The sequence below is a fragment of the Aestuariicoccus sp. MJ-SS9 genome (genome assembly GCF_032586235.1).
Lineage (GTDB): Bacteria > Pseudomonadota > Alphaproteobacteria > Rhodobacterales > Rhodobacteraceae > Aestuariicoccus.
In genome coordinates this window covers 1-22,656 of record NZ_JAWHTD010000053.1, presented here as the reverse complement: position 1 = coordinate 22,656, position 22,656 = coordinate 1, and the positions used below count along the sequence as shown (strand labels likewise).

Genomic DNA, 22,656 nt, shown 5'->3' with positions numbered 1-22,656 from the left:
TATGTCGAGAGCTTCAACGCTCGGTTCCGGGATGAACTACTGAACCGCGAGATCTTCTACTCGCTCAGAGAAGCTCAAATCATCATTGAAGGCTGGAGAAAGCACTACAACACGAAGCGGCCACATAGCGCTCTGGGTTACCGACCACCGGCGCCAGAAACAATCGTCCAGATGGACCAAAGGCCGACCATGCACTAACATTCAAACCGGACCAGTCAGATCAGGCCGCTCAGTCGGGCGCAGCAAACAGCGCTTGGCGGCCGCATCGCCCTGAACCGGACCGGACATATCTGGTGAGGACGCGCCATGGACGATTATTCAGACGACATCGCGACCACCGGCAGCCTGCCCATCGGCGGGTCGGTCACCGGAGAGCTCGAAAGCCCCTACGACCGCGACTGGTTCGTCATCGCATTCGAGGCGGGCAAAGTTTACGAGTTGGTGCTCTCTACCGCCTACGGTGGCGGCTCCGGCGGTACGCTGGGCGAGGCGGTCTATGCGATCTACGACCCGGACCTGTGGGAAGTGGCCTATGCCAGCGTGGCGTACGATTACAACACGGTCTTTGCCGACGTTACCGGTACGCATTTTGTCGAAGTGCAGGCGGAGCCGTTTTTCAATGCTGAAGGCCCCGACACTGGCACCTACACCCTCACCGCCGAAGAGGTCGGTACCCATGTGCCGGCCAGCGTCGAGACAGAGGCGGAATTCACCCTCGGCGCGCCGCAGCCGCTCGATTTCGAAGTCTACGACATGGCCGCGGGATGGGTCCGGGCAACGCTTGAGATGGGGCAGGTCTACCGGCTGACCGGCGTGTCGGCCGACGCCTATTCCTGGGATTTGTATATCGATCTCTACGACGCGCAGGGCGATCGCGTGGGACGGCTCGGGGAATTCTGGGGGCCGGACACGGACATCACGTTTTCGGCGTTCGAAAGCGGCACGCATTACATCGGCTACGACGGATATGCATTTTCCGACGCCACCTTGACCCTCGAAGAGATCGCCGCGCCCGAAGGCGACGTGGGCGGCGGTTTTTCCCAAGCCACGCCGCTTGAGATCGGTGCGGAGATCACGGGCGATTTCGAGTTCCTCTTCGATCTCGATCTTTATGAAGTGACCCTCACGGCGGGCCAGAGCTATGCCTTCACGCTCACGCCGTTCGATCAGGGGTTCACCTTCGATGCAGATCCCTTTCTGGCGATCTACGATGCCGCCGGGGCAGAGCTTTTCTACGACGATACCATCTATTACCTGGACCCCGGCGAAGTGCGCAGCGGCGCAGTCGAGGTGGCCGAAACCGGCACCTACTATATCGGCGTGGGCACGCGGGACGACCTCTATTTCTTCAACAACTACGATTACCGTTACCGGCTGATCACGGTGGAAGTGAGCCCGCTTGTGCTCGACGGCACCGAAGGGGCCGACAGCCTCACGGGCGATCTGGGCACCGATCTGCTATCGGGCTTCGGCGGTGACGATACGCTCAAGGGCGCGGAGGGCGGCGACACGATTCTGGGCGGCGCGGGGCAGGACGAGATCGCCGCCGGCACCGGCGATGACAGCGTCGATGGCGGTGCCGGCAACGACAACATCGGCGGCGGGCCCGGCGACGACACCCTGACCGGCGGGGCCGGCGAGAACCAGATCGCCGGAGGCCAGGGCGACGACCTGATCGACGGTGGTGCCTTGCGCGATCTGCTGTGGGGCGGCAACGGCAGCGACACCATCGATGGCGGTGCCGGCGACGACCAGATCGGAGCCGGCCGGGACGGCGACAGCATCGCCGCCGGCACCGGCGACGACCTTGTTGGTGCCGGTCAGGGTGCGGATGTGGTGGACGCGGGTGCCGGCAACGACACGGTCTGGGCCGGCGGTTTCGACGATACCGTCACCGGCGGCGGCGGCGACGATTCGCTCAAGGGCGGCTGGGGCGACGACGTGCTGGACGGCGGCGCTGGCGATGACACGCTCGAAGCCAACCGGGGCGAGGACAGCCTCACCGGCGGCGATGGCGCCGACACCTTCGTCTTCCGTTTCGCGGCCTACGACAATTCCTTTGCCTCGGTTGAAACCAACGCCATCACCGATTTCGAGAACGGCACCGACCGGATCGCCGTTGCGATTGTGGGACAGGACATCGCCGGGCTGGAGATCGTGTCGGAGACCGGTCTGACTCAGCTTGTCTTGGGCGAGGACCGGTTCGAGATCGTCACCCTCAACGGCACCATCCTCACCGCCGAGGATTTCGACTTTACCTGACCGCCCGCCGCGCGGCTCACACCAGGATCTTCATGCCGCGGCTGATCCCCTCCAGCGTCATCGGCACCATGCGTTTCTCAAAGATCTCGCGGATCATGTCGATGCTCTGGGTATATTGCCATCCACGCCGATAAGGCAGGGCGCGAGACGGTCGAAGAACGCCAGAACCTGCGAGCGGCGCAAAGGCCGATTGAACGCAACCTCTCCTTCCTCAGTGACGCCGTGCACGTGAAAGATGGTCTTGGCCAAGTCGAGGCCGACGGTGGTAACTTGCATGGGGTGGCTCCTCTCTATCGCAGATTCTGACACCTGCACTATGGCGCATTGCGACGCCGGGGAGCGGGAGCCATCCACCCCATCTGCTGTTGGTAGAAGCTGCCGTTGACTTTGGGGCCTTTTGACAGGTCCTGAAGCTCTAACAGTATGTCATTGCCTGTGCAGACGCGGCGTGCTTGGGTTCGCTTCCGAAGTTCCAGATTTGTTGGCTTCTGGGCTCCCAAGTCCAGAGCTGTCTTCGAGTAAACGATGGTCACGTGCATATGAGCCGGGTCCATGTTTCGGGGAGGTAACTTCCCTCTACCTTCCAATCCACGCCGGTTGGGGCAGAATTCGCGCTTCGCATGGGCTAGTAGGTTAAAGCCCCTTTCTGCCCCAGAGAGCCGCTAGAAAGCTATTGATAAGTATAGAAAATTTCAGAGGACTTTCAGGGCTGTTAGGCTTGGTTAAATCGCTCCGGTGTAGTGGATCGAAGCAACAGATGCTCACAAATCGCGTAACGCTTGTTCTGCGCCATCAAGCAACTCGACCAAGTCTTTGGTAGTCATACCGGCTTCCTGCAGCGCTTCACGAAGGTCGAATATCAACTCCTCATCGGACTTGTGATCGAGCGGCGGGTTGATCTGAACGGTCGAATGCGTCCCAAACGTCTCGGGAGCGTATCTGGCCATAAGAAATTTTCGCGTGTCGATCGACAGCCTGGCACGGTTCACGTGCGTGCCGTTGTACTTGAAGGTCACAGCCCCCTTTTCCTCGATGCGCTGTAGCTCGGGGCTGTCCAATGGCACCGTGATCTTGAAGTCGCCTTCGGCATCGTCCGCAAGGTGTATGATCTGGTTCGCCCAAGAGTGCATCTGATCCACTCGGGCGCGCTGATACTGTTCGTCGAATTTGCCATGCACCTGTCGCCATTTCCAAACCGTTCGTTCGGAGGGCATGTGCTTGTCCTTGCAGATGCTGGAGACGGTTTCTCCCAGCGCGATCCGTTCGCAAATCTCGGCTGCAATCTCGTCGCTATAAGTCACCATATGCTTGTCCTCGCGTCACTGAACCACGGCGCAAGTTCCGGTTTCGTTCCACATTGAACCTACTGTCGGATTCCTAGGATTGGAACAGCCAATCACTGAAAGCACATCTGATGGGCCCGCAATGTTGATCGAAGCGTTGGGGCGTACGCGGCCAGGGCGCCTTGAAGGGTCGCCGGCTATGCCACCCCCCATGAAACACTAGAGGTCGATGAAACATGCAGGGGCCCAACGCTGCTGGGCTCTCGTCGGCTCCGGCATGCCAATGCGGCCAGCTTGATCAAGGTTATTGAATATGATCAGGGGCGATGCGCGTTCAGGCGCACCACTCCACTTTGGGTGTGACCACCATTTTCCCGCGCCTTGGCCAACTTCTCTGGGTCGGAAGCGATCTCACGTACCCATGCTTCTATTCCGTCATATCGGGCAACGTCCTCACGCGCGGATCGAAGGTCATCAGGACTCTTCGATTTCTCAGCAGACCTCTGAGGTTCTTCTTTCGGTTCTTTACGGATAGGGGGGTTCTCAATACCTCGGGGAGTGGCTCTCGACCCCTCGAGGGGATGGCTCTCGCCCCCCCCGTGTCTTACCGGATGACTCTACCTTGATCTTGTCGATCAGCTTAGTGCGTTCACGATTACCCCGCACCGGCGGTAAAGCGAATATGGCCTCAAGGTTGATGGCCCATTTGGTCACATGGCTTTCGTTTGCCTGGTGCTGTCCGCCATACCGAATGAGGCCCGCTTGCTCCAGCTTGGCCAGATGACGGCTCACAACCTTATTGTCAGTGCCCATGCGTGCAGCCAATTCCATTTTTGATCGCCAGCAAACGTATTCCGGCACCCGCGCGCCGACGCCTGAAAAACCGCAGTGTTCGGTCACGGAGCTTTTGAGATGGAAGCAAAGTATGTTCAGCTTGACCTGCCCCCCGAAGCCTCCCGTGTTGTGAAGTGGAGTTTGCTCAAACTGGAGCTCACGCCGTTTCTGGTCCGGCCTTCATGCGACCTTTCGGGTTGCCTTCAGTTGGGCCGCAAAGTCGCTCGGCGTCAAGTCACCGAACCACGATGCGGATTCCGGCTTTGTTCCATTTCGCAATCGCTGTTGGTCTCCTGAAGTAAAGCAACCTGTTGCTCCCCTTGCGTTCCAGGTCTCTTCGAAAGCTTCCTAATAGAAACCGATCTCGCGTACATCGATGTCCACCCGATGATCACGGCCAAAGGCAACGACCGCAACCGACGTGAGCCCACCGGCGCGCGGCACAGCACGAAGCATGCGGCCCGAGCGCTCAAAGACGTTCAGGGGCAAACGGACCTCTTCCCAGACTTCGGTCACGTCGAAGCCCGCTTGAAAATAATGCCACGGCAACACGGTCCCGTTGGTGCGAAGGTGCACGAAATAGCGTTGATCATTGCCTCGAACGATCAAGCGCACACCCTTGGCATCTTTCACGGCGCCATCCGGCAGGTCCAACCGAATTTGAATGAACCCGCCATTGTTCGCTGTACTTACATTGCCGGTCATGTTTGCGTGGGTTTGCTTATCCTCTTGAACGAATGTGACGTTCCCCGTGGACACGCCGCCCATCACGCCATCCGTGAAGAAGCGCCATCGGCTTTCGGGTTGCTCCTCGAAGGTCTCGATCACGATGTCCTCAGCGCTCGTGGCAATCGGTGCGATGCAGATCAAAAGTGTCAGGATCGATTGAAACAGACCAGCGCGCATCGTTGTCCACCTTTCAGTCTGCTTGCTGGGTCACGTTGCGCGCCTCTGCGGCAACGCTTTTCCAGTGGTGACCGTTCACCCTTTGGAAACGACCCCAACGCCAGAATAACGATGGGCCGTTCCGCAGATCTGACCCACATCACAAGCGCTTTCGCAAGGTAGGCGGTTGCTCACCGTGTTCAATACGCGCCCGTTCCTTTCAATACAGCCCCGACCGTTCTGAAAAGAACCAGAAGATCGGTGAAAGCCGATGCCTGACGCACATAGGCCAGATCGAGGTCGATCATGTCGTCGAACCCGATATCGGCGCGACCGGCCACTTGCCAGAAACCGGTAATCCCCGGCAGCACCCGATGCCGCTGATGCGCGCGTTCGGGGTAGGCCGCGACCTCCTCGACAAGCGCCGGGCGGGGGCCCACAAGAGACATGTCGCCGGCGAGCACGTTCAAGAGCTGGGGCAGCTCGTCGAGCGACCAACGCCGGAGAACCCGTCCAACCGGCGTGATCCGGGGATCGTGGCGCAGCTTGAGACAGAGCCCCTCGCGGTCGCTTTGGCTCGCGATCTCGGAGCGGCGGGCCTCTGCATCGGCATACATCGACCGGAACTTGATCATTCCGAACGTGGTTCCGCCAAGACCCACACGGGTTTGCACGAAAAAGACCGGCCCCGGCGACGTCAGGGCAACCGCGAGCGCGATGATCGCTAGGAACGGCCAGACGGCCAAGAGCAGCAGAAGCGTCAGCGCGACGTCAAGCACGCGCTTCGGTCCCGGGCGGATCGGGGTGGCGGCGGCGGGAACCGCCAGGTCGAGGGATTGCATGGTCATTTCGATAGTCTCCAGCAGAAGAGGTTGAGGGTTACGTCCTGACCGCCAGCCAGGGATCGCCGGGCAAGGCCGCGCGCATCACCGCAACGCTGCCGTTTCGCGGCAGGGTCTCGAGCCGGTCGAGCTGGGAAAGGACAGTTGATTTCCGGTCGGCGGGACGCAGGGCGAGCACGCCCACGTCGGAAGCCGACAGGATGAATTGGCAGGACAGACGGTCGCCAAGGCTTCCGGCGGACATGACGACGATGTCGAACGACCGGACCAGACGCTCGAGGCTCTGGCGCACCATCGGCGCCGAGACGGTCCGGTCGTCGAGCCCCGGAAAGGCGCCCGCAGACAAGGACCAAAGCCACTCCGCGCCCGGCACGGGGACGGGGTCGACGGGCGTACCCGCCAGCAGCTCGCGCCAGCCGGCGGCGGCATCGTCCGGCGTCGTTCCGATGTCGGCGTCGATGAAGAGGGTCTTCATCCGCGCGCGGGCAAAGCTCTCGGCCAAGGCACGGGCCATCTGGGACGTCTCGCCGGTTCCGGCGCGCGTGACGGCGATGACCGGAGCCTTGCCGACAAGACGCGGACGCTTGAGCGGTCGCAGCTGCAGCTCGTTGCGCAGGTGGTCGGCGGCATGGGTGTCGGCGTCGTTCGCCGCCGACACCTGCAGGACAGGAAGGCGGTGTTCATGCGGCACCAGAGTCTCGGCGAACCGCACCCGGCGCTCGGATAGGCCGAAGGCGAGGGCAAGCGCGAAGGCCAGCCCGGTGCCCCCGGCCAGACCACCGGCGGCAAGCAGCTTGCGGCTGTCGTCGGCGGGCTCGACCGGCTGCGAGGGCGGCGACATCAGCACCGCATAGCCGGGCAGCGCACGCCCGGATTCCAGCCGGATCACCTCGAGCGCACGGCGCGTCTCTTCCAGCAGCGCCTGCGCCTCGTCTATTTCCTTCTCGATCCGGTCCAGCTCGATGCGGCGGCGGTTGAGGTCGCGCGCCTCCTTCCGCGCGGCGTCAAGCTGGCCCGAGATCTTTTCGTATAGGCTGCGGATTTCGGCGGCGCTGTCGTCATTTCCTTCGGCCGTGGCGTCCGTCAGCGCGCCGGTCTGCCCCAGAACGCGGATCTGTTCGCGCCTGTCCGCCAAGGCGGTTTCGATCACCGCGATCTCGTCGAGCTTGGCCTTCTCCTTCAGCTCGAAACGCGCGTTGCTCTGGCCGGTGTATCCGGCGCGCAATCCGGCAAGCTGGCTCATCAGCTTGGCGCGTTCGAAATTGAGATCGGCCATGGCCCGGTCAAGCAGCGTGGCGCGCATGATTTCCTGGTCCGACGTGTCGGCCGAGGTGACGCCGGTGCTGGCCTCGAGCGTCGCCAGCGTCGCCGCGACCTCGGATTTACGCGCGGCGAGCGCGTCGATCTGGGCGATCTTTTCCACATGCGCCTTGGCGATCGCGCTCATGCCGAACTCGCCCCCGACCTCGAGCTGGTCCGACCGAAGGCCGGTCAGCCGTGCGCCAAGCTCTTCCTCGCGTTGATGGAGTTCTGCCAGACGAACCGAGGATCGGGCGTTCTCGGCCTCGGACTTTAGCGCGAGATACGACGCCACGACCGCTTCGAGCTTGCCAGCCGCAAAGGCGGCGTCCTTGCTTTTGGTCTTGAGGACGATGAGGCTGTCGGACCGCCTGATTTCGATCGACCGGGTCAGGTCCGAAACCTTGAGATCCTCGGCAAGATCGGGTCTGTCGCCGGCCAGATCGTCGCGGGCCCGCGCCATGACCGGGTGCGAGGCGACATAGCTCGTCTCGGCCTTCACGAAGCTGTCGAAGGTCTTGAGGACCGAACCGTCCCCGGTGGCGTAGAGGATGTTCGATTCCTGCGGGAACACCCGCAGAATGGCCTGGGATTCAAAAAGCTGGACACCCGCCAGATACCCCCCCGCCGCAAGTGCGGGCCCAAGCAGCATCGCCCCGCCGAACGCCAGTTTCCAGCGCCCGCGCATGGCGCGCACCAGCGCCGCGATGGGGTTCGCGTCGGGTGTCTCGGCCGCGGCGGGCGGCTGGATCTCGTGCTCGTCCTCGGTGGGGACGGTGGCGGCGGCGGTATGGGCGTTCATGGCGTCACCCCGTCGTCCGGGTGGTCAGATCGCGCTCCCACCGGGGCGCGTTTGCGGGGCGCTCGACGACCAGTATCAGCCGGACCCAGATTGTCACGAGAAAGAAAAAGCCGATGGGCAACAGATCGGAAGGCGCGGTCAGGGCGCGGCACACCATTGCCCTGGCGCTGCCGCGCTCGGGGCTTGCCTTGCCCATCCGCGCGACCTCTCGCGCGCCGCGCAGACTGCGCCGCCGCACCTTGAGAAGGCTCGAGAGCGTCGCCGGGGCGCGCGCGACGAAGCGGCACTCGGGAACGAAGGCGGTCTCGCCCGTGGCAAAGCTGCGCCGGACAAATTCGTCGTCGGCGGTGATCTCGGGCAAAGGGAAGACCCGCGCAGCACCCTCGGCCGACAGCGCGAAGAGGCCGCCGAACTTGCCCTTGTTGAAATAGGGGTTGGTCCGCCAGCCCTTGTAGAACAGGCGCACCGCCGCAGAGACATCCGATGTCGCGACATCCATCTTCCCGCAGGCGGCGTGTTGGCCGCCGGAGAGCCGCCGCACCAGCGCCGAGACCGCCTCTGCCGTCACGTCGAGATCGGCGTCCATGCAGACAATCGGCACGCCCGGATCGGCGGCGCGATACCCGAGGTTCAGCGCATGGCATTTCCCGGCGCGGTCGGTCTCGATCACCTCGGCCGCGGGCAGGGCCGCGCGGGCGCGGGCCGCCGTGGCGTCGGTGCATCCGTTGGCGATCACGATCACCCGGAAGCGGTCGAACGGGAGGCCACGGGACAGATACCAGAGCGTTCGCCCTATCACGGCCGCCTCGTTATGCGCCGGGATGAGGATCGCCGCGCGGCTCATGCCGCTTTCCTCTGGCGCGGCATCGCGGCGGCCTGGGAAACGGCGTCGTCCCAGATGAAATCGCGAATGACTTCGAGCAGCGGATCGAGCGATGTGCCGGACTGCTCCGCACCGCCCGGCATGGCTTCGAACCCGCGCGCCGCCGCCAGGTCGAGCGCCGCGTGCAGCGCTTCACCGTCCTCGACGATGGTGACGTTGGACAGGCGCGCCATCTCCTGCGCAGTATCGTTCTGATGGTCGTTGCGGTGCTCTCCAAACTTCGCGCGGCGCGGCATCAGGATCAGCGGCTTGCCCAGTTCAGCCGCGGAAAGGATGGTGCCCATTCCGGCATGGGCGACGACCAGCCGGGCCTCGCGGAATGTCGAAAGGAACTGGGATTGGCTGAGCTGGCCCACCGTCTCGATGTTCCGAAACCTCTGCCGGCTCGTCCCGGCCTGGGCCAGGACTGGAATTCCGGGGTTGCGTTCTGCCCAGCTGTCGAGCCCGATGAGCAGACGGTCGAAGGGCAGCTGCGTGCCCACGGTTGCAAAGATCATGATGATGTTCCGATATGATGAGATGCGTCAGATCACGGCGCCGCGGTATTCCGCGCCAGTCAGTTCGGCGACGCGCGGCCATTGCGACAGGACCCTGTCCGCAACGCCGAGCGACAGCCGGGCCGAGATCGAGAGCTCGCGCGCGTTGGCGATCGAGTCGATGAACATGGTCCGCGCGCCGATCAGCCGCGCCATCTGGATCGCGAGGAAACCGCCCGCCGCGCCGGTCGACACGACCACGTCGGGCCGCACCCGCAGGACGATCCAGGCCAGCCGCGCGACGCAGAGCGCCAGACGCACCGGCGTGTCCTTGTTGGCGTCCGGGAAGACATGGACCCGGCGGCCATCGGCCTGATCGGCGGCGGTCGCGTCGGTGGTGGCGAAATGCACCTCGGCGCCCGAGAAGGCGGGAACGAGGCGCTGCATCTGAACCCAGTGGCCGCCGCTGGAGGAAACGGCAAGGACGACGGGCCGGGTACGGAAACGGTTGGTCATGGGGGCTTCCAGTTCTTGTTTGCAAGTTCTGGAAACTGGATACCCTGGACTAACTAACTGATGTTACTGCGCAAAAAGTGACACCGTGGGCGATTACGCACAGGCGGGCCTATCCTTTCGGATAACCGCGTGCGCAATCCGGTGAGGCGCGACATCCCTGTAGAGATCGACGAGCCGGTCGGCCTTGGCGGACCACAGACCTTCGCGCAGAACCTTGCCCCGCGCCCCCTGCCCCAGCCGCTTTGTCAGCTCGGGCGACAACGCCAGGCGGCGAAGGCTGGTGGCGATGTCCGCGGCATATGTCGCCGGGTCGGTGACCGGCAGGCGAAAGCCCGAGGCCGCGTCGACGATCCAGGCCGGACCGCCCCGGTCGGCGGTGATCACCGGCAGCCCGTGGCGCATGGCCTCGTAAAGCACGCCGCCCGCGGGTTCGCGGAACGACGGAAAGCAGAAGACATCGTGGCTGGCGTAAAGCGCCTCGACCTCGCTGCGGGCGATCCGGCCATGGAAGGTCACGCGGTCCGCCACCCCCAGCCGCGCGGCCTCGGCCCGACAAAGTTCGAGCTCCTCGCCAGCCCCCGCGCTGGTCAGGGTCACGCCGGGCAAATCCTTCACCAGCGCCAGCGCGCGGACGGTGTCGCGCAGTCCCTTGGTCCGGACCGCGCGCCCGACGTGGAGCACACGCAGGCGTCCCGGCTCTTGCCGCCGGGGCGCGAGGGGTGCCACGTCGTCGATCCCAAGCTCGAGCACCGGCTCGAACCGGCGCATCGGGACGTCCGCAAGGACGTCGCGCACGTAGGGGGCGACGCCCAGAATGCAGGCCGCCCGGGCATAGCTGTCGCGCAGCCAGGGGTCGTGGCGGAACCGGTACGCGTCAAGCGCCCGCAGGCGTGTAAACAGCGGCGCGCCGGTCGCCTCGGCCCGGAAGGCGGCTGGCGTATCGAGCGCCCCGCCCAGCGGCCCGATGATGTAGGGAATGGCGAAATGGCGCAGCGGCGAGGCATAGCGCGCCGCCTGGGGCATAAGCTGGTGCGCGACGTCGAAGCTGTCGCCATGCGCCAGCGCCGCTCCGATCCAGCTGCGGACCCGGCGCGCGAACACGGGCCAGGCGGGTTTCAGCATCGCGTTCAGGCGCTCGTGGGTCCTCGCCCAGGAGGGCTCGGGCCAGGTGACAACCCGCGCGCCGGGCAGTTGCGCGGCGACATCCGGCCGGCCCGGGCGCTGGAAGGTCAGCACGGTCAGCGCGACCCGGTCGCAAAGCGCCTCGGCCCATTTGAAGGCCATCAGCGCTTCGCCGACATCCGTGGCGTCGATGTTGGGTGCAATCAGGAGGACCTTCATCATTGCGCCGCCCCGACCGGAGTGGCAGGCCAGGCGCTGGGCAGATCCGCGACGACCGCCCGGAAATGCCGCGCGCGCGCGTTGGCGCCGGACCGCCCGAGCAGCGTCATGGCGGACCAGAAGAACGCGCGCGAGGCGTTGTGCGCGGCCAGGATCGCAAAGCAGGCCAGCCCGGCCACCCGCCCGCCATGCTTGCGGTGCAGCCGCGTGGTGCCTTGGGTCATCAGAACGTCGCGACGGTGGTTCAGCTTGCCCGCCGAACCGTTGCCGAAATGCGTGATCTCGGGGATAGGCACGAAGACGATCTGCCAGCCTGCGCGGGCGAAGCGGTGGCACCAGTCGGTCTCTTCGCCGTAAAAGAAGAACGCTTCGTCCAGCAGGCCGACCTCTTGCATCGCGGACCGGCGCACGAACATCGCCGCGCCCGAGATCACGTCGACGCGGCGCTCGGACGCGCGGTCCCAGCCGGTCATGCGGTAGCTGTCCCAGCGGGCGATGCGGGTCAGGCCCAGCGTCTGCATCGCAAGGTGGCGCAGCGACGGAAAGGCGCTGCAGGACGGTTGCACCGTGCCGTCGGCGTTCAGGACGCGCGGGCCCATGATACCGACGTCGGGGCGCGCATCGAGCCACGCGACGGCTTCTTGCAGGACCGACCCATGCACCAGCGTGTCGGTGTTCAAAAGCATCACGTAGCGGCCGCGCGCCTGCCGCAGGGCGACGTTGTTGCCTGCGGCGAAGCCCAGGTTTTGCGCGTTCTCGATCAGCCGCACCTGAGGGAAATCCCGGCGCACCATCGCGACCGATCCGTCGTCCGAGGCGTTGTCGGCCACCAGAACCTCGGCCACAAGCGGGCCGAGCCCGTCGAAGACCGAGCGCAGGCAGTCGCGCAGCAGCGCGCGGGTGTTCCAGTTCACGATCACGATCGACAGATCCATGATGGTCTCCTTTCAGGTCATGCGTCAGAACAGACGGGCAGGCTCTGGCGCCCGTCCAAAGGGTTTCGCCGCCGCCCTCCGGCGCGGCGCACCGGGCCGCGCGTCGAGCAGCCAGGCCCCGGCCCCAATGAGAAACAGGAACAAGACGAACAGCGCGTTCCACAAATGGACGGTCGCCGCCGCGACGGTGATCCCGAACAGCGTGAAGGCCCAGGCGTGGCGCGCCCGGCGCCATTCGGGCGGCAGGCCCTTGCGCTGGCCCACGGCCCAGACCAAGCCCAGCAACAGGCCCAGCAGCAAAAGCAACGCGGGAACGCCGTAGCGCACGGCGGTCACCAGCCAGAAGTTATCCATGCTGTCGGACATCCAGACCGGACGCGCCCAATCGCTCAGGCCGATGCCAAAGACCGGGTGCCGCGCGACCTCGGCACTGCCGTATTCGAAGATGAGGATGCGGTTGTAGGCCGACTGCTTGGAGAAAGTGAAATAGTTGACGAAAACGTGGAACGGCGTCTTGGTCGAAAAGAGGTCGATGAAGAGATAGGCCAGCCCGAAGAGCGAGAATAGCGCGGCCCACCGCCCCTGCACCTGTCCCAGCACCCTCTCCCACGCGCCGACGAAGCCTTGCATCATCAGCACCACGTAAGGCCCGCCCGAGGCCGACATGAAGGTCGCGAGGCTGACGCCCAGGACCTGCGCCATGCCCTTGAATTTCATCAGCCGCCGCTCGGCCACCACGAAATACGCCAGCGAGAAAGACGAGGCCGAAAAGACCCCGTAGAGGATCGGATGGTCGAACGGGCCGAAGGTCCGCTCAAGCCCCATGCGCGGCTCGATGAAGGGCGCTTTCGGACCGCCGACCGCGCCGGAAATGCCGTCGTGCAGGATGTGGATCCCGGTCAGCGCCTCGGGCACCGTAAAGACCAGCGTCGCGACGACCAGCGCCACATAGGCGCGGGCGATGGCGGCGAAATCCTTGTAGGAGCGGATGTAGAGGCGGCCGAGCAGATAGGCCCCCGCGAATTCGACCACATAGATGCCGCCCGACTCGATCCCCTGCGCCAGCCCGCCCCATTTGATCAGCGCCAGCACCACCCAGCCGCAATGCGCAAAGACCAGAAGGTCGAAGACATGGGGGCGGCCTCTTTGTCCCGAGAGCAGCTGAACGAGCATCGGCAGGATCATGACGATCAGCACCACGCGGTAGGCCGAAAGGCGAAGCCCGCCGAGGTTAAGCGACACCGCCGTCGGCAGCATCATCGCCACGAAGAAGATCGCGACCGGAACGGGCACGCCAAAGACCGAACGTGAGGGTGCCGCGCGCGCCGCCATCGCTCAGGCCGCCCCCTGCCGCCGGTGCAGGACCGGACGCTCGACCAGATGCCAGCTTGCCACGGCAAAGGGCAGCGCGGCCAGAAGGCTTGCCACCGCCAGCGCGGCCGGTCCGATCCCGGGCAGAGCGTGCACGACCGTCTGGGCCACCGGCCAGCCGTAGATGTAGAGGCCGAAGGAAAAATCTCCGTCGAGCGGCAGGGCCGGCGCGCGAAGCGCCAACGCCAGACTGGCGTAGCCAAGCACCGCCACGGCGACCGGCCATGGTGCGAGCACGACCAGCGGAAGCAGCAGAACGGCCAGCCCCGGGCGCATAATCAGCCCGTCGCGGAACACATGGGCAGCCATGCCAAGGGCGAATGCCGCGAAGAGCGGCGCGAAGGTCGCGGCGCGCCCCGGCAGGACGTCCCCCGCCATCGCGGCCATCGAGGCGGCGACAGCGAGTGCGAGGATGCGCGTCCTGCTCCGGGTCACCCCGGCGGCCACGGCCAGGGCGCAGACGGCATAGGCCGCGACCTCGTGAAAAAGGCTCCAGAGCGGGCCGTTGACGACCTCGGGAAAGGGGTTCGCGGCGAAGGCGCCGGGCAGCCGGTGCTCGATGGAAACCAGCGTCAGCGCGCGCAGGAAATAGGCCGCGGCCTCGGCCGGATCGGCATGGGCCCCGCTGGCAAAGGCCAGCGCCAGGGTGACCAGCAAAGCGGCACCCAGCCCCGGCAGGATCCGCCGCGCGCGGGCCACCCAAAAGCCCCGGGCGGCCCGGCGCTCGGCGCTGGCCGTGACCAGAAGGCCCGACAGGAAAAAGAAAAGCGCCACGGCCCAGCCGCCGAGCGAATGCCCGGTCAGCGCCTCAAGCGGCTCCGGCGTGCCGGGGCCGAGGGCGAGCGGCCAGGCATGGCTGACGATCACGGCGGCGGCCAGCAGCAGCCGCAGCGCATCGAGATTGCCGGTGCGGCCCGATCTCAGCGCCTCGCCCAACGTCATCGCGCCGACCCCGGGATCGTCACCCGCCGCCAGAGCCGTTCGCGCAGCACACGTTTCCACGTGCCGGCCACGGATTGCAGTTTTTGCCGCGCGGGCAGGCCCAGCCAGAGGCGAAACAGCCCCTGGCCCCGATCCTCGGGTGTCGCCAGTCCGAGGCTGCGCATGGCGATGCGCCTGCCCCAGACGGCTCCGTGAGTGGCTTTGAGGTTCGGTTGGGCCCGCGCGATCACGTCCCGTGAACGCGGTTCCGCGACAAGCGCCCCGGCACGGAGCGCGTCGTGGATAAAGGCCGCGCCGCGCGGCGTGCGCGCCACGATCAGCGACCTCCCGGCGTCGGTGTCGCCAGATGGCGGCGCGTGCCAGGGATCGCCCACGGCAATGTCGGCGAAGGCCCCGGTATGGTCCGCACAGACCCGGCAGCGCCAGCGCCGCTCGGATTGCAGGATGCGGCCCCAGCCTTCGGCATAGGGGATGCCGTCGCTGGTCTGGTTGTCTCCGTTTTCATCGACCCAGGACGCCTGCATGAGGCCCGGCCAGCCCTCACCGCGATAGCGCAGGTCGGTCAGTTGCGCGCCCTTCGGTACGCCCAGGCGGTCCAACAGCCGGTCGGTGGCGACAAGGTTGGGCTGCCCGGCGCAGAAGATCGCGATGGTCAGCGGGATGTTTGCCGCCAGCGCGCGGTCGGCCTGCATCGCCTTCTGGGCAGAGGCGACGTCGCAGGGTTTGCCGACGAAGACGGTCTGCTCGTCTCCGCGCGCGATGTCGCCCAGACGCTCGGCGGGGCTCGCCTGCGCATAGCGCGACCCGGCGCCGCGCAGAAGACCGGCACGGTCGCGGCTGATCACCGCCTCGTTGAGGCGGGGATCGTCCGCGCGCGCGGCCACATGCGCGACCCCGTCCGCCAAACCGCTGGTCAGCGCATGTAGTCCAAGCGCGGTCACCGCGCCGCCCGACGATCCGCGATGACGGAGCTCGGGATCGCCCGCCCAGCCTTCCCAGGCGGCCAGGACCGGCCCCCAGTCGCGGTCGATGACGTCGGACCGATCCAGGCTGCGCCAGTCCGTTGCCCCGCCCGCGCAAAGCGCGACAGCGCTCCGGGAGGCCTCTTGGCCGCGGAGGCCCGGCGCGACCACCGGGCGGCGGCCGTTCACCGGGTCGTCCACCAAGCGGATCGCATCCGGAAAAGCTCCGGCGCAGGCCCCGCAGCCGGTGCAAAGGTTGCAGGCAACCATTCTGGTAATCGGATCGGCGGTCATGCGAAGGCCTCCTGAGAGGTGGGGCGGATGAGGGATGCGCGCGCCAGCAGCCAGGCGCGCAGGGTCGCTCCGGCCTCGCCCGCGGCAGCTGCGGCGGCGATGGCGACCAGCGGGAACCCAGCGGCCGCGAAACCGGCGGCGGGCAGCAGCGCCAGCGACCGCAGAAGATTGGCGCGCGCCGGATCGCCGGTGCGCCCGGACGCAATGGCCAGCTGCGAAAACGGGGTGCGCAGAACGCGGAACCCGGCCGCGATCCCTATGACCAGCGCCAGCGCGGGATCGGGGCGCAGGGCGTCTCCGTAAACCAAGGCGATGGCGGCGGGGGCGATCAGCGCGAACCCGGCGGCCAGGCCAAGGCCCAGGGCCGCATGGGATGCGACGATCCGCGGCCAGACCTCGGCCAGCGTCCCGCTTCGGATCACCTCGCGCAGCTGCGGAAGCACCAGCGACGCCGCGGCTCGGCCGACGATCTGCGCCGGAAGCAGCGCAAGCTGCAGGGCAATGCCGTAAAGCGCCAGCGTCGCCCAGTCGTAGGCCCGCGCGACGATCAGACGGTCGGCATAGAACGTCAGGAACAGCAAGACTGCATTCATCGCAAGCGGCGCGCCGAACCGCCAGATCCGCCGCAGCGACGCGCGGCTGAACCGCAGACGGTAGGCGCGCGTCGCCACCAGCCGCGACAGACCGAGGCAGGCCACCGCATGGGCGATCAGCGCGGCCAGCATGGCGCGGTGATCGCCCAGCATGGCGGAGGCCGGAAGGATGCTGACAACCATCGCCAGGGTCGCGCCGCCTTCGACGAGGGCCATGGGCGCATAGCGGAAGCGCCGCTCCGAGCGGCGGAAATCGAGGTTCGCCGCACCGCGCAAAAGCGGGACGGCGGCCAGCAGCGCGTAGGATGTCCAGGCGGGCCCGTCCGCGAATAGCCCCGCGAGGATCGGGGCAAGGCAGACGAGGATTGCCGCTCCGGCGATCCCCCGGATCAGCATCGCGCCGTGCAGGTCGGCCAGCAGGCGCGCGGAATTGCCGTCCGGCGCTTGCAGGATCAGCCTGTCGGCCCCGACATCGCTCGCCATCTCGACAAGCCGCACCGTCAGGGCAAGCATCATCGCCCGGCCAAGCTCGTCGGGGCCGATCCACCAGGCGAAAGCCACCGAACGGCCCAGCGCCGCAGCCTCGGCCAGCACGGGCACGGCCCAGGCCAGCGCACGGCCGGTGTTCGTCGGGGCGGACATCGCGATCAAAGCCCGGCCTGATGCGCGATCACATCCATCTCGCGCGACGCGCGGGCGCGCAGGCCTGCCGTACGCGCCGCGAGATCGGCGCGAAGCCGGTCCCGCGCGCTGTAAGAGGCCACCGCGCGCCCGGCAATGGCGCGGGCGTCGAGCCGCCGCAGGTCGGCGACCTCGTCGCCGATGCCGCATTCGGCGAAAACCCCGTAAGCCTTGTCGGAATAGCCCAGACCCAGCGTCGGAACGCCCGACGAGAACGCGCCGATGGTGGCATGCATCCGCGCCCCGGCGAACCAGTCGAGCCGGGCCAGAACCCATTTCAGCTCCATCGCGTCGGGCCGACCGTCAAGCACGCGCACCCGCTCCGGCCCAAGATCGCGCAGACGCGCCTTTAGGGCCTTTGCTGCGGCAAGATCGCTTTCCGGATCGCCCTCGGGGCGGTGGACATGCGGAACGAGCAGCATGCGCAGCGCCGGGTCGGACTGCAAGAGCGCGCGGGCCAGCGCGTGGGCCTGGTCGGTATGCCCCTCGGCCAGACCGAACGCCTGCCGCGCCGCGAGGGCGTCGTTGCAAAGAAGACCCGACACGTTCAGCCCGGCCAGCGGGAAGCCCCGGTCGACGGCCAGCCAGGACCGGGTTTCGCGGTCGAGGGACGCGGGCGCGCGCTCTGGCAATGCGACGGCCACATCGACGCCCAGGCGGTGCCTTGCGGGGTCAAAGCCGGGGCCAAGCGCGTTTTGAAGGAATTCGAAACTCTCGGCATCGCGGACCCAGACCGCTGCGGACCGGCGCAGGATCTCGACGGCCTCGGCCTGGCATTGCGCGCTGCGGAAGGGCCCCAACTTTTGCGGCAGCAGCACCAGCGGAACGCCCGCGTCCAGGGCCATGCGCTTGGTCAGGATCATCGCGCGGAACCGCTTGGGGCCGTAAAGGTCGGTGAAGCTGTCGCCACCGGAAATGTCGAGCACGGCGCGCGATGCGCCGATGGTCCGGGCGGGCGCCGACGCCCCCAACCCGAAACGCAGCAGCGCGTGGGCGGTGCGCAGGCTGTCGCCGCGCCAGAACCGCCGGTGATGGGTCAGCCCGACCAGATCGACGGTGGCGTGATCCCACGCCGCGCGCCGCGCACCGCGGCCGTGATCGGCCACGGCCAAAGCCTTCGCGCCGCGCTGTGACAGCCCGGCGACCACCGAATGACAAAGCGCGCTGACGCCCTGGTTGCCGGTATCCGGCGCGGCATTAAGAAGTGTGATCATGGCGGACCTCGCTGTTGTCCGCCAAGGAATAGGCGATTGCGGGCAACCGGTCTTTTGCGCAGCCGGTCAAACGCCGGTCCGGTCGGAGGGGTGGTACTATACGAAAGGATAGGTCCGGCCACGGACGCGGGCGCCGGGCAAAAGAAAAGCCGGCGCGGGTGGCGCCGGCCCGGTGTTCGTCCGTAATGGGGGCGTCAGACCAGGTTGCGATCCCGGGCGATCATCGCGGCGTGGGTCCGGTTGCGGGCGTTCAACTTGCGGCACAGGGTCTTGGCGTGCAGTTTCACCGTCGCTTCGTGCAGATTGTAGTCGCGGGCGATTTCCTTGTTTGACTGACCGCGGCAAATGCCCTGCAGAACTTCGAGCTCGCGTTGCGTCAGCAGGTCCGACGCCGTGTCGGTCTTTTGCTGCATGAACCCGAAGGGGGCATAGATCTCGCCCTCGGCCATGAACCGCGCGGCGGTGATCATGGATTTCGGCGCAAGCGTCTTGGGCACGAAACCGGCCGCCCCCTCTGCGATGGCCTCTTCGGCCAGGGCGCGGGTCGTGGTGCCGGAGAGGATCGCCACCGGGCGCGCCTCGTTGGCGGTGTGCATCTCTTTCAGACCGTCGAGCCCGTTCATCCCGGGCATGTTGTAATCCAGCAGGACGAGATCGTAGGTCCCGTTGGCTTTGACCTGCTGCAACGCCTCGGACAGCGAGCCGGCGGTATCGACCTCGGCATCGCCCTCGGTCTTGAGGAAGGCTGCGATCGTTTCCCGCACAAGATCGTGGTCGTCGGCAATCAGGATACGCATGTCTCTTCCCTCTGGTAAAACTTACAGGCGCAAGGCCACAGAGCCCGCGCCGGGCCTGTCGTGGCGCTTTCCGGAGACCGCTTCGTGAGCCGGCCGCGCAGAGTGAGGTAGCACGCGGGCGGCGAATCGGGCAACGCTTTTGGTTGTTCCAATTCGAGGCATCGGGCGATGCGGACTATCCGAAAGGATAGGTTTCGATACGTCTGGTCGGATGACGCCGAGGACGAATTGTGCCAAGACTGCACATCCTCTGAACACGCCTTGGAGCAGGTCAATGTCTTACACAGCCCTCATCCGGTCCTTCGTCGTTGCGGCGGCCGTCACGGCCGCCAGCGCCGCATCCGCACTCGACCCCGCGAAAGAACAGGTCGTCCTGACGGTCAGCGGTGCGATCACCGAGACCAATGCAGGGCAGACCGCGGAATTCGACCTGGCCATGCTGAAGGCGCTCGGCGCCGTCACGGTGGAAACCTCGACGATCTGGACCGACGGGGTGCAAAGCTTTGTCGGCGTGCCGCTCGACGATCTTTTGGCCGCGGTGGGCGCGGAGGGCAGCATGCTAAAGGCATCGGCCATCAACGATTACGCCGTCGAGATCCCGGTCGGCGACGCCGTGCCCGGCGGGCCCATCGTGGCCTACATGCGCAACGGCGACGCGATGAGCGTGCGTGAGAAAGGCCCGCTCTGGATCGTGTATCCGTTCGATTCCACGCCCGATTACCAGTCCGAGCTGATCTATTCGCGCAGCATTTGGCAGCTCGACCGGATCGAGGTGCAGCCCTGAGCCCAATTCCTCAGCCCGAGGACGGCCCGAAAGGGATCGTCGCCAGCGTGCTGCGCAGGCGCGCGGCCTTTGGCGCGGCGGCGGCCGTGGTGCTGACGGTGGCGATCGTTCTGCTGGCCCATATGGGCGGCAACGTCCGTCAGCAGATCGACGGGCTGGCGACGGCGAATTCCGACAGTACGCAATGGTCGCTCGCGCAGGTCGATGTGGAGCTGCTTGCCCTTCAGGCGGCGATCTATGCGGCCGAAACCGACCGGACGGCGGATCTGCGCGACGTGCGCCAGCGCTTCGATGTGCTCTACAGCCGGATCGGCACCTTATCGAGCAGCCCACTCTACCGTGCCCTGCGCCAGGACCCCGATGTGATCGCCGACCTTGCGCGGATCAATGCCTATCTGACCGACGCGGTTCCCCTGATCGACAGCAGCGACGAAGAATTGCGTTCAGCGCTGCCCGATCTGGCGGAACGCACCGTGGCCATCCGCCCGGTCATCCGGCAGGTCACGCTCGAAGGCGTCAGCGTTCTGGCGGAAGCGGCCGATGCGCAGCGCACCGGCATCGCCGAGACGTTGTCTCTGGTCTCGATCCTTACGGCGGCGCTCCTGCTGGTCCTGACGGTGACTCTCGGTCTGTTGCTGCACTATGCCAAAAGGGCGCGCGACAGGGCGCGGGAAGAAAGCCTCGTGCGTTCGCGTCTCGCCTCGATCGTCGCCACCTCGCTCGATGCGGTGCTGGTCGTCGGGCGCGATGGCCGTGTCATCGACTTCAACGGTGCGGCGGAAAACATCTTTGGATATGCGCGGGACGAAGCCATCGGGGCCAGGATGGAGGACCTGATCGTCCCCGACCACCTGAAGGCCGCGCATAACGTCGGGATGAAGCGCTACCTGTCGACCGGGGAAAAGCATGTCATCGGCAAGGGACGTGTCCAGCTCGAGGCCCGGCGCAAGAACGGTGACGTGTTCCCCGTCGAATTGTCCATTTCCACGGCGGCCTCCGAGGAGGGCGAGATCTTCGTCTCTTTCGCGAGGGATATCTCGCGCAGTGTCGCGTCGGAACAGGAACTTATCAAGGCCCGCGACGATGCGGTCGCCGGCGAGCGCGCCAAGGCCGATCTGATCGCGGTCATGAGCCATGAAATGCGCACGCCGCTGAACGGAATGCTGGGCACGCTGGAGCTGCTCGAGCCCGAACGGCTCGGTCCCAAGGACGCCGAATATCTCGAGATCATGCGCGCGTCGGGCAAGCATTTGCTGCATCACGTCGACAACGTGCTCGAGATTTCCCGGGTGGAGTCCAGCAAGATCGCCCTGGCGCACGAGACCTTTTCGATCGCGGCCCTGGTCCGGGAGCTGGTCGAAAGTCAGCGCGGTGCTGCCGAACATCGTGGCAATGTCCTGTCGCACAGCCTGCAGACCGGTGGCCAGGAATACGCGGTCGGAGATCCGACGCGGATCCGGCAGGTGCTTCTCAATCTTGTCGGCAACGCGATCAAATTCACGCGCAACGGGTCGATTGTGATCGAGGCAGAGCGGCTGGACGGCGGCGAGCTGGTCGAATTCCGGGTGCGCGATACCGGGATCGGCATCGCCGAGGCGGATCGCGAGCGGGTGTTCGAGGATTTCGTGACGCTCGATTCCTCTTATTCGCGGGCGGTAGGCGGAACCGGACTGGGGCTTGCCATCGTCAAGCGGTTCGTCGGCGCGATGGGCGGCGAGGTGGCGCTGGACAGCACGCCGGGGTCTGGCAGCGTGTTCCACGTCAGGCTTGCCCTGCCGGTCCCCAACGGCGATCCCGATGCACCCGGGGACGCCCCCGCACCCCGCGCCGCGGGCGCCATCGCACCGTGCAAGGTGCTGATCGTCGAGGACAACCGGATCAATCGCATCGTGCTGCGCGATCTGCTCGAGAAAGATGGCCATCAGGTCGACGAGGCCCACGACGGGCAGCAGGGCGTCGAGAAGGTGAAGCGGAATTCCTATGATCTGGTCTTCATGGACATCTCGATGCCGGTGCTCGACGGGGTCGAGGCGACCCGGGCCATTCGACGATCCGAGGCGCGCGGAACGCGTCTGCCGATCATCGCGCTGACCGCCCATGCCAGGCTGGCCGACAAAGAGCGTTTTCGCGCTGCCGGTGTCGACGACATCCTGGCCAAGCCGATTTCTCGGAAACATCTGCACGCGGTGATGGACAGCTTCCTGGGCCCGGCCACGGGGCCCGCGACGGCCTATGACGGCGCGCTTGACTGGTCCGAACTGATGGACCACGCCCATCTCGGCGCTTTGGCCGAGGCGCTCGGGCCACAGAAGACCGCGGCGCTGGTCGGCGATTTCCTCACCGAAATGACAAGCGCGGTCGAGACGATTTCGGCGGCCATCGAGGCCGGCGCGACGGATGAGGCTCTTCGGGAAAAGGTGCACCATGCCGCCGGGTCCGCGGCCATCGTCGGTGCAGAGGCGATCCGGTCCCTGCTTGCGCAAATCGAGGACCGGCTTTTGTCCGGCAAAAGCTGTGACGGTCAGCACGCGCACCAGCTCCGCGAGACGTGGCGCGCCACGGTCCCCGAACTGCGACTCTACCGCGACTGAACCACTACCGGCTGGCGCCGGTAGGATCGGCGATATGCTGTTCGAGGTACTGAAGTACGATGTCTTCGG

Annotated in this window: 21 protein-coding genes; 4 read left to right on the top strand and 17 right to left on the bottom strand. The window is 66.0% G+C overall.

Going from position 1 to position 22,656, the window contains the following annotated elements:
- Both RXV88_RS20855 and RXV88_RS20850 read left to right on the top strand, forming a co-directional pair.
- Positions 1–198 (top strand): transposase (locus RXV88_RS20855; RefSeq protein WP_316295430.1); only part of this gene is annotated, 198 nt, incomplete at its 5' end.
- 108 nt (positions 199–306) lie between these two features.
- Positions 307–2,262: a calcium-binding protein gene (locus tag RXV88_RS20850; protein WP_316295429.1), complete on the top strand. Its 1,956-nt coding sequence runs from the start codon at positions 307–309 to the stop codon at positions 2,260–2,262.
- A 93-nt stretch (positions 2,263–2,355) separates the two neighbouring features.
- On the opposite strand, the gene RXV88_RS20845 is transcribed toward RXV88_RS20850, so the two are convergent.
- The 17 genes from RXV88_RS20845 to RXV88_RS20770 form a co-directional block, all read right to left on the bottom strand.
- The gene (locus RXV88_RS20845) at positions 2,356–2,538 is read right to left on the bottom strand and encodes a hypothetical protein (protein WP_316295428.1); all 183 of its coding nucleotides are present in this window, start codon (positions 2,536–2,538) and stop codon (positions 2,356–2,358) included.
- Positions 2,539–3,023: 485 nt separating this feature from the next.
- Positions 3,024–3,566, bottom strand: coding sequence for a hypothetical protein (locus RXV88_RS20840; protein ID WP_316295427.1), 543 nt, complete (start codon positions 3,564–3,566; stop codon positions 3,024–3,026).
- A 522-nt stretch (positions 3,567–4,088) separates the two neighbouring features.
- The gene (locus RXV88_RS23755) at positions 4,089–4,376 is read right to left on the bottom strand and encodes an ArsR family transcriptional regulator (RefSeq protein WP_410468849.1); all 288 of its coding nucleotides are present in this window, start codon (positions 4,374–4,376) and stop codon (positions 4,089–4,091) included.
- A gap of 351 nt (positions 4,377–4,727) precedes the next feature.
- The gene (locus tag RXV88_RS20835; protein ID WP_316295426.1) at positions 4,728–5,285 is read right to left on the bottom strand and encodes a CIA30 family protein; all 558 of its coding nucleotides are present in this window, start codon (positions 5,283–5,285) and stop codon (positions 4,728–4,730) included.
- A 179-nt stretch (positions 5,286–5,464) separates the two neighbouring features.
- Complete coding sequence (locus RXV88_RS20830; RefSeq protein ID WP_316295425.1) at positions 5,465–6,112, bottom strand: sugar transferase; 648 nt, start codon at positions 6,110–6,112, stop codon at positions 5,465–5,467.
- A 31-nt stretch (positions 6,113–6,143) separates the two neighbouring features.
- Complete coding sequence (locus tag RXV88_RS20825; protein WP_316295424.1) at positions 6,144–8,207, bottom strand: hypothetical protein; 2,064 nt, start codon at positions 8,205–8,207, stop codon at positions 6,144–6,146.
- A 4-nt stretch (positions 8,208–8,211) separates the two neighbouring features.
- Complete coding sequence (locus tag RXV88_RS20820; RefSeq protein WP_316295423.1) at positions 8,212–9,051, bottom strand: glycosyltransferase family 2 protein; 840 nt, start codon at positions 9,049–9,051, stop codon at positions 8,212–8,214.
- Positions 9,048–9,587 (bottom strand): glycosyltransferase, encoded by a 540-nt coding sequence (locus RXV88_RS20815; RefSeq protein ID WP_316295422.1) that lies wholly within the window; start codon positions 9,585–9,587, stop codon positions 9,048–9,050. The genes RXV88_RS20820 and RXV88_RS20815 overlap by 4 nt, the downstream gene beginning before the upstream one ends.
- A 27-nt stretch (positions 9,588–9,614) precedes the next feature.
- Positions 9,615–10,082 (bottom strand): UDP-N-acetylglucosamine--LPS N-acetylglucosamine transferase, encoded by a 468-nt coding sequence (locus RXV88_RS20810; RefSeq protein ID WP_316295421.1) that lies wholly within the window; start codon positions 10,080–10,082, stop codon positions 9,615–9,617.
- Positions 10,083–10,175: 93 nt separating this feature from the next.
- On the bottom strand, positions 10,176–11,426 hold the full coding sequence (locus RXV88_RS20805) for a glycosyltransferase family 4 protein (protein WP_316295420.1): 1,251 nt from the start codon (positions 11,424–11,426) through the stop codon (positions 10,176–10,178).
- Positions 11,423–12,358, bottom strand: a complete 936-nt coding sequence (locus RXV88_RS20800) for a glycosyltransferase family 2 protein (RefSeq protein ID WP_316295419.1) — start codon at positions 12,356–12,358, stop codon at positions 11,423–11,425. Before RXV88_RS20800 ends, RXV88_RS20805 begins: the two co-directional genes overlap by 4 nt.
- A gap of 24 nt (positions 12,359–12,382) precedes the next feature.
- The gene (locus tag RXV88_RS20795) at positions 12,383–13,651 is read right to left on the bottom strand and encodes a hypothetical protein (protein WP_316295418.1); all 1,269 of its coding nucleotides are present in this window, start codon (positions 13,649–13,651) and stop codon (positions 12,383–12,385) included.
- Positions 13,652–13,693: 42 nt separating this feature from the next.
- The gene (locus RXV88_RS20790) at positions 13,694–14,671 is read right to left on the bottom strand and encodes an acyltransferase family protein (RefSeq protein WP_316295417.1); all 978 of its coding nucleotides are present in this window, start codon (positions 14,669–14,671) and stop codon (positions 13,694–13,696) included.
- Entirely contained in the window at positions 14,668–15,927 is a 1,260-nt protein-coding gene (locus tag RXV88_RS20785; RefSeq protein WP_316295416.1) for a Coenzyme F420 hydrogenase/dehydrogenase, beta subunit C-terminal domain, read from the bottom strand. The genes RXV88_RS20790 and RXV88_RS20785 overlap by 4 nt, the downstream gene beginning before the upstream one ends.
- A complete protein-coding gene (locus tag RXV88_RS20780) occupies positions 15,924–17,162 on the bottom strand; it encodes an oligosaccharide flippase family protein (protein WP_316295415.1) in 1,239 nt (412 codons plus the stop codon). Before RXV88_RS20780 ends, RXV88_RS20785 begins: the two co-directional genes overlap by 4 nt.
- A 5-nt stretch (positions 17,163–17,167) precedes the next feature.
- Complete coding sequence (locus RXV88_RS20775) at positions 17,168–18,415, bottom strand: polysaccharide pyruvyl transferase family protein (protein WP_316295414.1); 1,248 nt, start codon at positions 18,413–18,415, stop codon at positions 17,168–17,170.
- A 194-nt stretch (positions 18,416–18,609) separates the two neighbouring features.
- On the bottom strand, positions 18,610–19,212 hold the full coding sequence (locus RXV88_RS20770) for a response regulator transcription factor (protein WP_316295413.1): 603 nt from the start codon (positions 19,210–19,212) through the stop codon (positions 18,610–18,612).
- A 274-nt stretch (positions 19,213–19,486) separates the two neighbouring features.
- Here RXV88_RS20770 and RXV88_RS20765 point away from each other — a divergent pair, with 274 nt between their 5' ends.
- The gene (locus RXV88_RS20765) at positions 19,487–19,996 is read left to right on the top strand and encodes an oxidoreductase (RefSeq protein WP_316295412.1); all 510 of its coding nucleotides are present in this window, start codon (positions 19,487–19,489) and stop codon (positions 19,994–19,996) included.
- Positions 19,997–20,043: 47 nt separating this feature from the next.
- On the top strand, positions 20,044–22,587 hold the full coding sequence (locus tag RXV88_RS20760) for an ATP-binding protein (RefSeq protein WP_316295411.1): 2,544 nt from the start codon (positions 20,044–20,046) through the stop codon (positions 22,585–22,587).
- The last annotated feature ends 69 nt before the right edge of the window (positions 22,588–22,656 follow it).